The organism is Mesorhizobium sp. M0518 (genome assembly GCF_040321125.1).
GTDB lineage: Bacteria > Pseudomonadota > Alphaproteobacteria > Rhizobiales > Rhizobiaceae > Mesorhizobium.
Genome location: NZ_JAMYQY010000009.1, coordinates 192,090 through 204,783 on the forward strand (window position 1 = coordinate 192,090; position 12,694 = coordinate 204,783).

The window sequence follows — 12,694 nt, forward strand, 5'->3', positions numbered from 1 at the left end:
ATATTTTGTCGTCAAAATGGGAAACCACCGTCGAAGATATTTCGGTTATATTCAGGTGTTCACAACCATTCGTGACACGGACTTGCGCTCGATTTGAAGCGGCAGTCAACTCGAATTGCCGAGGCCATTTTCTCTCGGCGAGCGAATTGGACGCGGGCGAAGCACATGTGCCCTACGTCGCATAATAGGTGATTTGGAATTTGCAGAGACGCCGTGATGCTCGGGTGCATTTGATCCGGAAGGGCTCTAATAGCTGTTTGACATCAAGAAAATTCGATCAACTATTGGAACTTGCGGCTTCCGACGGGAGAGCCTCGGGCTCGATCTTCCTTTCTGGAAGGCTCAGCCGGCCATGCTGAGATCCCGATGGAGAGCCTGTCGGTCTCGACACAGTTGAGCGCAATTCATAGGCGCTTGAGCAGTTCGATTTTGCGCTTGAGGGGACACCACGGTAACCCCGGCCATCTTCAGCTTACACAGGTGGCCCGATGAAAAAGCGTACGATACTGCACATAGACTCGAGCGCCCGCGTCGCACGGTCGCACTCCCGCCGGCTTGGCAGGATATTTGTGGATGCCTGGCTCGCAGAGCGCAGTCAGGATGAAGTAATCTACCGCGACGTCGGCACCAATCCGCCACCGTTCATGACCCAGGACTGGATCGCGGCCGCCTTCACCAGGCCCGAGGCGCGCACCGATGCCATGAATGCGACGCTCGCCTGCTCCGATGAACTTATCGATGAAGTCGAGAAAGCCGATTTGATTGTGCTTGGGGCGCCGATGTACAACTACAACATGCCAGCGGCCCTCAAGGCCTGGTTCGACCAGATCGCGCGGATCGGACGCACGTTCTCCTTTGATCTCGCGCGCGGTGACTTCCCGATCGAGCCAATCCTGCGCGGCAAGACATTGGTGGTGGTGTCTTCGCGCGGCGAATTCGGGTTCCAGGACGGCATCCGTCAGCACATGAATGCACTCGACCCCGGCATTGCGGCATGCGCGCACTATCTCGGCGCTTCCGACATCCACACCATATCGGCGGAGTATGAGGAATTCGGCGGCGAGCGGCGCGCGAATTCGGTCGAACAGGCCGAAGCGAAGGCAAGGGCGCTGGCCACTTCGGTCGCCTCCGGCCTCAAGGCGGCCGCCTGAGGCCGGGCAACGAGCCGCCGCCCAAACGTGTCGCGGAGGCAATCCCCGCCTGGCCGCGGACAAGATCAACCTTCGCCATTGCCAAGTCAGTGGCGAAAGTTGAGGAAATCGTGCCAGCGCCTGACCAGGTAATTGTGCTCGTCCATCACCGCATTCCAGATCGCTATCCTTGATACGCGCTCCTGGTAGGCGCCACCCTCCCTGATGTGCCCCCGCGTCACGACGAGGTCACCGAGAGGACCGGCAAGATCGTCCACGGCCGGCAGGCCGCCATACCAGTAGTCCCATTCGGCTGCCGTCAGGTGCCTGCGAACCAATTCAGGTGCCGAGAAGTAATAGCCATGACGGGCGACAACCGCGCCTGGCCAGCCGTCCAGCCACCAGTTCAGGTATTCATACGCCATGTCGAGCGCCGGCCCGGCGGCATGCCGCGATATCGACATGCCGCCAAACCAGCCGCGATATCCTTCCCTTGGCACCGCCGTCCTGATGTCGACGCCGCGCAGTGCCGGCAACACCAGCGCCGAGGACCAGATGCTGCCGATGCGGGCGCGGCCTCTTGCGAACAGTTCCGCTGATTGTGCCTGCGTCTCCCAGAAATGGGGAAAATGACCGCGCCGGCGCAACGATATGAGAATTCTCATCAGGCTGTCGATTTCCGCGATAGAGAGATTGCCGGGGTCACGGAACTGGACCAGGCCGGCGGCTTGGACAGCAAGTATGGCATCGATGGCGCCGATGGAGGCATTGCTCTGCAATGTCGCGCGCTTCCAGGCGGGGTCGAGCAGCCATGACCAGCTCTCCGCGCCCATATCAGCGCTCTCCGGCAGGAGTTCGCGACGATAGCCGAAGCTGTCGGCGCAATGGCTCAGCGGCAGCATGCTGATCCTTTCGGCTGGCGTTTCTGAGAGCCGCCCGTCGCCCTGCACGTAAAGCAGCCTGTTTGGTCCACCGCCTGGGACCGGCGGCAGGGCTGCGTCCGCCTTGCCGGTGAGAGCAAGCTCGCCGATTTCGCTCCACCTCTTGATCCGGCTGAGCTCGATCGGGCGGATGGAATGAGCTGTCCAGACGAATTCGAGATTGTGGAACCACTGATCGTAGACGTCGAAGCTCTCGGGCGCGACGACGCCGACCTGGTGGGCGATGTTGCCATCAAGCACCTTGCCCTCGACCGTGAAGCCCAGATCGGCCTTCGCTTGCCGAAGAATGGGTTCCAGCACCGTGGATGCGGTCCCAAGCACCCGCAGGATACGTGGTCTGGTGAGGACAGCGGGACGGGAGAGCGGTTCGTGGGTGGCGGGCATGATCGGACGTCCTCGGGAGCGTTCCGCCATACTGCAAAATACGACTATTGTTTACAAGCATCATTTTCTATGGGAACGTAGCTCCAGCGGAAACGGAGCAGGCTGATCGCTCCCGTTGCGACAGGTTCGATGCAGACGTCGGTTTCAGAAAGTCCAGAGCAGCAGGAGGCGAGCGTCGCCCTGTACCGGCGTTGCGCCCTGCAGATCGCGTCCGCGATCAGAGCCGGCGCGCTCGAACCCGGACTCATCTTGCTGGAAGGTCCGATTTCATCTGTCTTCGAGACGAGCCGTGCCACTGTGCGCAAGGCAATGGGGACACTTGCCGATGACGGCCTCATCGAGCGTTTCGACGGGCGCGGATTTGCCGTCGCAGGCCAGCCTGACGGCTCGCCGCTGACAAAGCGACGGTTGTCTGGGCAGGATTTCATGCTCGATGAAGTGGTCAGGCCGGACGGCAAGCCGGCGGCGGACCAGATGATCGCCAGTGTAGAGGCCGCCATAATGGTCGCCATCGCCTTCGGCCATTACCGGGTTGACGAACAGGGGCTTGCCGACAGTTTCAGCGTCAGTCGCCCGGTTGCCCGCGAAGTGCTTTGGCGCCTGCGCGAATCCGGTCTGGTCGAAAAAAACCTGCACTCATCATGGCTTGTGGGGCCGGTCACGGCACAGGCAATCGCGCACGATCGCGAAGTGCGCATGCTGCTTGAGCCACACATGCTCAAACAGTCAGCGCCACATCTGCGGCATGAGGAACTTGTGCCGATGCGCGATGCCGTTTCGGCCGCCATGGCGATGGAGGGCAAGATACCCAGGGATGTCATCGAAGGCATCGAGCGGGATCTCCACGTCTCATGCCTGAGGCACTTCGACAACAAGCGCATGAGCCAGATACTGCACGGGTGCCGCCTGCCGATGATCGTGGACGCGCTGTTTGCGCAATTCATAGGAATCTACCGCAACGAATCGACTTTCGCCGAGCATCTGGAGATCATCGACAGGCTGCTGGCGACGGCGTTCGAAGACGCGGCGGCTTCCCATGCGGCCCATCTTCACAACGAAGGCCGCCGTACGCTGGACCGGCTCAAGGTTCTTTCGGTCCTGCCGGAGCCCGAGGTGGCGCCATACCTGCAACGAATTGTCTGAACAGGAGATAGTCATGCGCAAGATTCCGCCCTTGAACGCCATCCGCGCATTCGAAGCCGCCGCCCGCAACCGCAGCTTCACGGCCGCGGCATCGGAACTTTGCGTGACGGTGACCGCGATCTCGCACCAGATCCGCCATCTCGAGGAGCAGATCGGGCAGAAGCTGTTCGAGCGCACCCCGAGGGCCGTGACGCTGACCTTGCTTGGCGAGAGGCTTTACCCGGTCTTGCGCGAGGGCTTCGACCGGTTCGCTGAAGCCTTCGAGGAACTGGAGGACAGGAGCCAGGGCGATACGCTGACCGTGACCACGACGCGCGCCTTCGCCGAGCGCTGGCTGATGCCCAGGCTCTCCCGCTTCACAAGATCGTTTCCGGGGCTGAGCGTGAATGTCGAGGGGTCGGATGCGCTGGTCGACCTGCGCACGGCCAATACAGACGTCGCGATCCGATACGGCATGCCGGCGGGCGACGAGCTTTCCTCGCTGCCACTCCTGACCGACGTCTATCAGCCCGCGGTCGCCATCCCGGCGGATGGCCGTGCCTCGACCAGGATCGAGGATCACATGTCGCGCCCCTTGCTCGCCTATCAATGGCACAACAGGTCGATCGACTGTCCCAGTTGGGCGAAGTGGCTGGGCGCCGCCGGCAAGGCAGGTGCGGAGGGCTGCCGGCTGTCCTGGATCAACGACGAAAGTCTTGCGCTGCACGCCATGGAACGCGGCTTCGGGCCACTTCTGTGCTCCAGCGTGATGGTCGCCGAAGGCATCGAAACCGGTAGGCTCGCGCGGATGGATGGTCCCGACCTGAACGGTTTCAGCTACCGCGTCGCCTTCGTTCCGTCGCGCAGGACCAAGCGCACCATTGGACGGTTCACCGATTGGCTGCGCAGCGAAGCATCCGACTTCGGCAACACCTACAGGGGAATTGCCGCCTGAGCGCGATCGCTCATCAGCGCTACCGGCCCGTCATAATAGGGCAGGGTCTCCACGCGCACATTGCCACCGCCGCGCCGGAAGGCATCCACATGCGCGACGATTTCGGCGAGCGGTGCGAACCAGACATTGTGGCTGGCACGAATCTTTTCGAGAAACTTTTCCACCAGCCGCCATCGCGCGAGCCGGCCTGTCAGGAAAGGATGCCAGACCGGCATCCACAAGCCCCCGGCCTCATAGTGCGCCTCGAACTCCTCGAAGAAAGCCGATAGGCCAATCGAAGGGGAGCGCACGGGCATCATATAGCCGATCTCCTCGAAATGCGCGAAAGCCGGCCAGTCATCATTGCCCCAGTGCGGCGGTACTTCAAACAGCTCCCCGGCCGGTGTTTTCATCAGGTAGGGAATGTCGTCGGCCATCAGCGAGGAATCGTAGCTGAAACCATGTTCGACAAGCAGGTCCACGGTTCCCTGGGTGACATTGTAGACAGGTGCCCGATAGCCGGTCGGTTTCCTGCCCGTCATGCGCTGATGCACCTGCAGCGCCCGTTCGAACCAGTGGCGCTGTTCGGGTTGCGCGATGGTCGTTGGATCTTCATGCAGGAACCCGTGATGGCCGATCTCGTGACCGTCGCGCAGGATTGCTTCCACCGCGTCCGGGTACTGTTCCATCGTCCAGGCGGGTATGAAGAACGACTGTTTCAGCCCGAGGCGCCGATAGGTTTCCAGGATGCGCGGCACCGCCACCGTCGGGCCGTAGCGGCCCATCGTGATGGGATAGAGCCGGTTGAAACCGTCGCGCGGTTTCGCGATGTGGATCAGGCTGTCGGCATCCATGTCGAACGATATCGAACATGCGCATCGGGCCCCGTTTGGCCAGGCGATTGGGTTGAGGATCATCCGATCATTCCCCTTCGCCGACCATGAACGCCAGGCTTTGCGGCGTCTGGTCGGCGCCGTTGATCGGGACCATGTCCTGCGGGCACGCCGACATGACCGCGACAACGTCGATCTCGGCGCGGAGCACGAACCGGTCGCCGCTGGATGAGACCGGCGCCAGCCAGGAGATCGAGCCATCGGCCGCGACGGGCGTGTTCATCCAGATGTTGAGGGGCGCCGGCACCGTGGCCGGCTGGCGGCCAATAGCCTGCAGTGCCTGTTTGAAATTGTCCGTGCAGTTGTCGTGGTAGGCTGGCGCGCCCAACTGGCGATAGCGATGGACGTCGCAGGCGGCGACGACGGTGTCGTGGACGCCTGGCGAGGTGTCCTCGATTACGGTCATCAATGGCAGGCGGGCATTGCTCACCAGTGCGCTTTTCTCGCGCAACCCGATTCCGCTCGCGACCGCATGCTGGTGCGGCATCGACGAGAATTCGTTGAGATCAGCCGCGTTGAAGGCCCAGAAATCGCAGACCTGGGAGCCGTGGGTGTTGATGATGGTGAGCGACTGGCCAGCACCAACCACGACGGCGCGGCCCTCGCGGGCGGGAATTTCATAAAGGTGTCCGATGATCGGGCTGCCGTTTTCGGACACCCTGGCGGATGCAGTGCCGTTGCGGCCGTCAGGGATGCTGGGTTCGCTCATTGCCCGGGATGTCGCCATGATTGTTCTCCTTTGATGGCAAGTATCCTTGCCATTGCGGAGACCCGCGCACGAATGGGATATTCTCAACCGCTGTTACGAAAAACTGTCGGCGCATGGTCACGTGACACCAGCCGCCCGGCCGCCAGGACCGCATCGTCAAAGCCGCTTGCTCCGGTCAGCAGCACCGACGTCGGCAGTCCTTGCGGGTCGGTTCCAGAGGCCACGGCCAGTCCTGGCATGTCGAGAAAACTGCCTATCATCGTCATCGACAATGTCCGCGGATTGAGACTGGCGAGGAATTCGTCATTGCCGGCCAGCGGAGCCAGCAACGGGGCAACATGCGGGACGGTCGGCAGGATCAGGATGGCGCCGTCAAGTTCGTGGCGCAGTGCGCGGATCAACCCGGTCCGGATTCGCCGCAAGGCAATGTTCTCCGGCGGGGTCGCCGCCGCGATTTCGAGGCGGGCGACGACACGCGGGTCGACGAGCTCACGTTCCTTCGATGCCAGCAGATCTCGATGAAACGCCGCCGCCTCGGCGCCGCCGGGCCAGCCGAATTCGCCGATGGCGGCCCTGGCGCGGCCGATCGAGGGGATCACGCGCTGTTCGACAAGCGAACCGCCGGATCGCAGCTGGCCGGCGAACGCCAGCTGATTCTGGCCAACCGCCGGCTCGAGGCCGGGATCATCAAGCAGGCTCCGCTCAATGACGAGCGATGCTGCGCGGCGGTATTGGCCGGCGCGACGCCGCGCATCAGGGCGTCCATCACAAGGCAGTCCTCGGCGTTTCTTGCCAACGGGCCGGCAGTGTCGAAACTCGCCGCCAGTGGATAAACCCCACGCATGTCATATCGTCCGCGTGAAGGTTGAAAGCCGGCGATGCCGTAGAAAGCGGCCGGCACCCAGACCGAGCCGGCCGTGTCCGTGCCGAGCGCGACCGGCACGATCCCGCGCTGGACCGCGATGGCTGATCCCGAGGAGGAGCCGCCGGGGACGCGGTCTTCCCGTCCCGACGCGGTTGGGGTGCCAAAGTGGGGATTGAGGCCGAGGCCGGAAAAAGCGAACTCGCTGAGATTGGACTTGCCGATCGGGATCATGCCGAACTTGCGCAGGTTGGCCACGATGGCGCTGTCGCGCGGCGCGGCGGGCACAGCCAGTCTTGAACGTGAGCCGGCGGAGGTGACCGAGCCCACGACGTCGAACAGATCCTTGACGGCGAAAGGGATGCCGTCGAAATCGCTGAGCGCCGCGCCTGCGGACCTTCGTCGCGTCGCCACCGCGGCTTCGGCCAGCGCGGCTTCCTCCATCAAACTTATGAAGACGCCGGTCGACGCCCTAGCCTTGTCCAGTGCCGCCCCCACGAGCCTGTCCGCTGTCTCGATATGCTCGATCAGCAGGCGTGCCTGTCCGGCCAACGTCCCAGTATCCTTCTCTTCTCCTCCGCATGCTGACTTCTGGCGGGGCTTGCAGCCGATGCCAGTAAGAAGACCTCAAGAGGGCTTGAGCGCAATCACCGGCCCCCTCCGTTCAACCCCTCTTGAGAACTGCTCACTTGAGCGACCGGCACGCCACACGGTTAGTAGCCGGCGTGCGGAAGCGTCAATCGCTGGACCGCGCAATTCCTGGGAGGGAGAACCTGATGAAAATCACGAGACGCGGATTGCTTGCGACAGCGGCCTTGGCGGCGCCGGCGCTTTTGCTGGCACGCACCGGCTTCGCGGCCAGCGGGACCTTGAAGGCGGCGATCGTCATGCCGGGTGCCATCACCGACCATGGCTGGAGCCAGTCGGGTTACGAGGCGATGGGTGTCGTCACCGAAAAACTCGGCATCGAGACGGCTTACAGCGAGAAGGTAACGCAACCGGATCACGTCGAGGTTCTCTCGGACTACGCGCGGCGCGGCTTCACCCACGTGATCGGGCACGGCGGAGAGTTCCAGGATGCGATCGACCGCGTGGCCGCCCGGTTCACCGACACCCGCTTCATTGTCACCAATGGCCTTCATGCCGCCGATAATGTCAGCACGGCCGATTTCTATTTCAGCCAACCGGCCTATGTGCTGGGCTTTCTTGCCGGACGTCTGTCGAAGTCCGGAAAGGTCGGCCTGATCCAGGCGCAGAAGTTCAAGTTCACCAATGACACGCTGGCCGGCTTCGAGGCAGGATTCAAGAGCGCGCGGCCTGATGGCGCGGTGTTCGCCACCTGGACCGGCGACTGGGACGATGTCTCCAAAGGCAAGGAAGCGGCACTGAACCAGATCGCGCAGGGCGCGGATATCATATGGCCGACAATGGACAGCGCCACGCAGGGCGCCCTGCAGGCCGTCCGCGAGAGGGGCGTGAAAGCGTTCGGCCTCTACTACGACGCCATCACGAGGTGGCCCGATATCATGCTGCAGTCGTCAATCCTTGATGTGAAGTCGCTGATCGTGGCGCTGCTGACGACAGCCAGGGATGAAGGGCTGACGGGCAAGAATTACAGATACGATTTCAACAGTCCCGACGTGGTGCGGCTGGGGACGTTTGCGTCCGAGATTCCCGCCGACACCGCCACCGAGGTTGCAAGCCTGATGTCGAGGATCAGGTCCGGCCATCTTGTCATCGAACCGGCCTGAGCGCCGCGAACGCGGCCAGGCCGGCTCTTTCTGGCCGTGCCTGGCTTTGCGCGAATGTCGCGCCGGCACCGGTGGGTAATCCGGGAAACAAGGTGGGAGAAGTGATTGTCGTACCTAGTTCTTGATCGGATCAGCAAGCGGTTTGGCGGCTTCAGTGCACTGAGCAATATCAGCCTTTCCGTCGAGCGCGGGACGGCTCGTGCCGTGCTCGGCGAGAACGGAGCCGGCAAGACCACGTTGATGAACGTGCTTTTCGGCCTCTACCGGCCAACCGAGGGAAGCATCCAGATCGATGGCAAGGCCGTCTCCTTCAGGTCGCCAGCCGATGCCATCGCCAATGGCGTGGGCATGATCCACCAGCACATGCATCTGGCCGAGGCGCTGACCGTTACCGAAAACATCGTTCTCGGTCTCGGTGGTTTGCACAGTCCGCTGAACTTGCGCCGGCACTCCGCGAAAATCGCGGCGTTGAGCGAGCGCTATGGCCTCGCTGTCGAGCCAGACCAACTGATCTGGAAACTGCCGATCGGCATGCGTCAGCGGGTGGAAATCCTGAAGATGCTCTACAGGGGCGCCAAGATACTGGTGCTGGATGAGCCGACAAGCGTGCTGGCGCCCAACGAGATCGACTCGTTCCTTGAACGCGTGAAGGCATTGCGCGACGATGGCACGACAATCCTTTTCGTCACGCATAAACTCGATGAGGTGATGCGGGTCGCCGATACGGTTTCCGTCATGCGCCACGGCCATTTGGTGGCCGAGCGCGACATCGGGCAGACGGATGTGCGGCAGCTTTCCCGACTGATGGTCGGCAGGGATGTCGAGCCGGTGCGGGTTCCGCGTCTGACCGCGCCGGGAGGTCCGGTTCTGGAGTGTGTGGATCTTGTCGCGCGCGGCGAACGTGGACTGACGGCGCTTGACCGGGTTTCGCTGACGATATGCCAGGGCGAGATCCTGGGTGTGGCCGGTATCGACGGTAACGGACAAAGCGAACTGGCCGAAATTATCTGCGGTCTGCGCAAGCCTGAGTCCGGCAGCATTCGCGCAGGCGCCGCGGAGATTACCGGGCTCGGTGTTTCAGCGCGGATGCGGGTCTCCCGGATCGGGTTCGTGCCCGAGGACAGGCATGGCACCGGCCTCGTGCTCGACCATTCGATTGCCACCAACTTCGCGCTGCGATCCTTTCGTCGCAGGCCTGTTTCACGCTGGGGCCTGATCAATGCGCGCTTTATCGCTGAACAGGCGCGGCGGATGATGAAACGCTACGACGTGCGGTCCCGTTCGCCCGCTCAGCAAACGCGAGAGCTTTCCGGCGGCAACCAGCAGAAAATCATCCTGGCGCGCGAAATTGAAGCCGGACCCGAGATCCTAGTCGTCATGCAGGCGACCAAGGGCCTTGACGTCGGCGCGATCGAATTCGTCCAGCGAAAAATACTTGAGGCGCGGGATCGCGGCGTCGCGGTCCTCTACATTTCGACGGAGCTTGAACATGTCGCAGAGGTTGCCGATCGCATCGCTGTCATGCATCGCGGCCGCTTCACGGGAGAGGTCCTTCCGGGGGAGGCGACGGCCGAGCAAATCGGCTTGCTGATGTCGGGCTTGTCGGTGGGAGAACAACAATGACGCGACTGCGCGACGCACTTGTTGGCTTGCGGGTTGTCATGGCCGTCGCCGTGGCGCTCGGGCTTGGCTCAATCCTGATCCTGGCAACGGGAGCCGATCCGGTAAAGGCCTATGCCGCTCTCGTTCACGAGGCGCTTTTCGACTATTGGGGGCTGTCCAACACAATCGTGAAAACGTCTCCCATCCTGCTTGCCTCGCTTGCGGTCATGGTGCCGCTGCGGGCTGGCGTCTACAATATCGGCGGCGAGGGCCAGATTTACATAGGCGGCCTATTCGGCACGCTGGCGGCGCTGCACCTGCCCACGCTTCCATCCATGATTGCAATCCCCACGGCGCTTATGTGCGCCATGCTGGGTGGCGCGCTCTGGGCGAGCATCGCAGGGATCCTGAAAGCATGGCGGGGCATCAACGAGGTCATCGTGACCCTGCTGATGAACTATATCGCCATCCACGTCGTCAGTTTCGCGGTCAGTGGCCCGATGATCGCCAGCGGGGCACCTTACCCCTACTCGGACGAGATTCCCGAGCAATACCGGCTGCCGCTGCTGATGCCGCAGACGGACGCTCATATCGGAATCATTTTCGGTCTTGTCGCGGCAGGCGTGATCGCCTTCATCTTCGCGCGCACAGCGACTGGCCTGTCACTCGACATTGTCGGCAAAAGCCCAAGGGCTGCCAGATACGCCGGGCTGAATGTGAAAACCCATATCGTCGCCTCGATGGCCTCGGGGGGAATGCTGGCTGGCCTAGCCGGCGGTATCGAAGTGCTTGGCTTGAAATATCGCCTCTTCCATCTTTTCAGTCCCGGCTACGGCTTCGATGGCGTCGTTGCCGCCTTCATCGCCAACGCCAATCCGGCCTTTGCCCCGCTGTCAGCCCTGTTCCTTGGCGCGCTCAAATCCGGCGCCAGTGTGATGCAGCGGGCCGCCGGCGTGGAGGGAACCGTCGTCGACGCCATTGTTGGCCTGGTCGTCATCCTTGTCGCCGCCAGCCTGGCCTGGAAAGGCGATCTTCTGGGCGGCCTGATCGAGGGATTCGGGCTCAAGTCGATGCCGGCCGACCAGGTTAACCCGACGGAGCGACAATCATGAGCTTCCTCCCGGACATTGGTCTGATCGCCGTCCTGCTGGCTTCCGGAGTCAGGCTGGCAACGCCGATCGGCTTCGCGGCCCTGGGAGGCGTGCTGGCCGAGCGCAGCGGCGTCTACAATGTCGGCCTGGAAGGGATGATGCTGTGGGGTGCGTTTGGGGCGGCGGCCGGCACCTATCTCACAGGCTCACCGGTCGCGGGGCTCTTCGCCGGAATCCTGCTGGGCGCGGTGGCGGGACTGCTGCTTGCCCTGCTGTGCGTCAGCCTGGCGGTCAACCAGCTCGTAGCCGGGATTGCCATCAACCTGCTTTGCGCTGGCCTGACGGCCTTCCTGGCCCGCGCCATGTTCGGTATCGCCGGCGGCGGCACCGCGGTCAGCGGATTTGCTTCGCTGCCTGTCCCCTACCTTTCGGGATTGCCGCTGATCGGTCCGGCCCTCTTTAATCAGGATCCGCTGGCCTACATGCTGCCTGTGCTCGTGGCGGCCATCACGATCTGCCTTTATCGGACGCAGGCGGGTCTGAGACTGAGAGCCGCCGGCGAGAGCCCACGGGCGGCTGATTCCGCCGGTGTCAACGTAACGGCGGTCCGCTACGTTTCCCTGGCACTGAGCGGTGCCTTCGCTGCGGCCGGCGGCTGCCATCTTGTGTTGTGCCAGGTCTACATATTTTCCGAGGGCATGAGTGCGGGGAAAGGCTTTATCGCGCTGGCCGCCATCATCCTCGGCCGCTGGCATCCTGTCGGTGCGGTTGTCGCGGCTCTCTTCTTCGGATTGTGCGACGCGCTACAATTGCAGCTGCAGTTCTCCAATCCGCTTGTGCCCTATCAGATCTTTCTGATCCTGCCCTTCGCCGCGTCGCTGGTTGCCCTGGGGTGGTTCAACAAAGGCACTCGGCAACCGGCGGCGACAGGCACTGTCTTCGATCGGGAAGCCCGCTAGGGCACCGACAGCGCCGCGATCCATGCGGGCCGGCTCAACACGAGTGCGGCCCGCGTCTCGTCCGCGCACCGACATCGCCGCTTTGTGGCATCTCACGGAGCTGCACCATTTCATCGCCAATCGGCGCCGGCCTTCAGTGCGCAGGCCAGGGCAACGCCATCGGTCTTGACACGCAAAACGGTTTTTGTATATAATGCAATTAAGTTGCAAATAGTGCAACGATTGGGAGAAGACATTGCTGAAAATCTTGCGGGCGCTGGTCGCCAGGCTCAACGGATTTGTGCCGGTCGTTATTGTGTCCGCAGCGGGTGGGCAT

The 12,694-nt window shown here is 62.6% G+C and carries 12 protein-coding genes; 7 read left to right on the top strand and 5 right to left on the bottom strand.

Features of this window, described 5'->3' with window-relative positions; translation table 11 throughout:
• The first annotated feature begins 488 nt into the window (after nucleotides 1-488).
• Nucleotides 489-1,151, top strand: coding sequence for an FMN-dependent NADH-azoreductase (locus tag NKI66_RS15610; protein WP_352752137.1), 663 nt, complete (start codon nucleotides 489-491; stop codon nucleotides 1,149-1,151).
• An 86-nt stretch (nucleotides 1,152-1,237) separates the two neighbouring features.
• Here NKI66_RS15610 and NKI66_RS15615 read toward each other — a convergent pair whose 3' ends face one another.
• Complete coding sequence (locus NKI66_RS15615; RefSeq protein ID WP_352752139.1) at nucleotides 1,238-2,455, bottom strand: ABC transporter substrate-binding protein; 1,218 nt, start codon at nucleotides 2,453-2,455, stop codon at nucleotides 1,238-1,240.
• Nucleotides 2,456-2,584: 129 nt separating this feature from the next.
• Here NKI66_RS15615 and NKI66_RS15620 point away from each other — a divergent pair, with 129 nt between their 5' ends.
• Nucleotides 2,585-3,598, top strand: coding sequence for a GntR family transcriptional regulator (locus NKI66_RS15620; protein WP_352752141.1), 1,014 nt, complete (start codon nucleotides 2,585-2,587; stop codon nucleotides 3,596-3,598).
• Between the two features lie 13 nt (nucleotides 3,599-3,611).
• A complete protein-coding gene (locus tag NKI66_RS15625) occupies nucleotides 3,612-4,532 on the top strand; it encodes a LysR family transcriptional regulator (protein ID WP_352752143.1) in 921 nt (306 codons plus the stop codon).
• Here NKI66_RS15625 and NKI66_RS15630 read toward each other — a convergent pair.
• The 4 genes from NKI66_RS15630 to NKI66_RS15645 all read right to left on the bottom strand — a co-directional run bounded on the left by NKI66_RS15630 (nucleotide 4,511) and on the right by NKI66_RS15645 (nucleotide 7,527).
• Entirely contained in the window at nucleotides 4,511-5,365 is an 855-nt protein-coding gene (locus NKI66_RS15630; protein WP_352752145.1) for a polysaccharide deacetylase family protein, read from the bottom strand. The genes NKI66_RS15625 and NKI66_RS15630 overlap by 22 nt on opposite strands.
• Before the next feature lie 67 nt (nucleotides 5,366-5,432).
• A complete protein-coding gene (locus tag NKI66_RS15635) occupies nucleotides 5,433-6,131 on the bottom strand; it encodes a DUF1989 domain-containing protein (RefSeq protein ID WP_352752147.1) in 699 nt (232 codons plus the stop codon).
• Between the two features lie 65 nt (nucleotides 6,132-6,196).
• The gene (locus tag NKI66_RS15640; RefSeq protein ID WP_352752149.1) at nucleotides 6,197-6,712 is read right to left on the bottom strand and encodes an amidase; all 516 of its coding nucleotides are present in this window, start codon (nucleotides 6,710-6,712) and stop codon (nucleotides 6,197-6,199) included.
• Nucleotides 6,709-7,527 (bottom strand): amidase family protein, encoded by an 819-nt coding sequence (locus NKI66_RS15645; protein ID WP_352752151.1) that lies wholly within the window; start codon nucleotides 7,525-7,527, stop codon nucleotides 6,709-6,711. Before NKI66_RS15645 ends, NKI66_RS15640 begins: the two co-directional genes overlap by 4 nt.
• Before the next feature lie 224 nt (nucleotides 7,528-7,751).
• On the opposite strand from NKI66_RS15645, the gene NKI66_RS15650 reads away from it, so the two are divergent.
• The 4 genes from NKI66_RS15650 to NKI66_RS15665 all read left to right on the top strand — a co-directional run bounded on the left by NKI66_RS15650 (nucleotide 7,752) and on the right by NKI66_RS15665 (nucleotide 12,378).
• Complete coding sequence (locus NKI66_RS15650) at nucleotides 7,752-8,726, top strand: BMP family protein (protein ID WP_352752153.1); 975 nt, start codon at nucleotides 7,752-7,754, stop codon at nucleotides 8,724-8,726.
• 204 nt (nucleotides 8,727-8,930) lie between these two features.
• Complete coding sequence (locus NKI66_RS15655; RefSeq protein ID WP_352752208.1) at nucleotides 8,931-10,349, top strand: ABC transporter ATP-binding protein; 1,419 nt, start codon at nucleotides 8,931-8,933, stop codon at nucleotides 10,347-10,349.
• The gene (locus NKI66_RS15660) at nucleotides 10,346-11,440 is read left to right on the top strand and encodes an ABC transporter permease (protein WP_352752155.1); all 1,095 of its coding nucleotides are present in this window, start codon (nucleotides 10,346-10,348) and stop codon (nucleotides 11,438-11,440) included. Before NKI66_RS15655 ends, NKI66_RS15660 begins: the two co-directional genes overlap by 4 nt.
• Entirely contained in the window at nucleotides 11,437-12,378 is a 942-nt protein-coding gene (locus NKI66_RS15665) for an ABC transporter permease (protein ID WP_352752157.1), read from the top strand. Before NKI66_RS15660 ends, NKI66_RS15665 begins: the two co-directional genes overlap by 4 nt.
• Nucleotides 12,379-12,694: the final 316 nt, after the last annotated feature.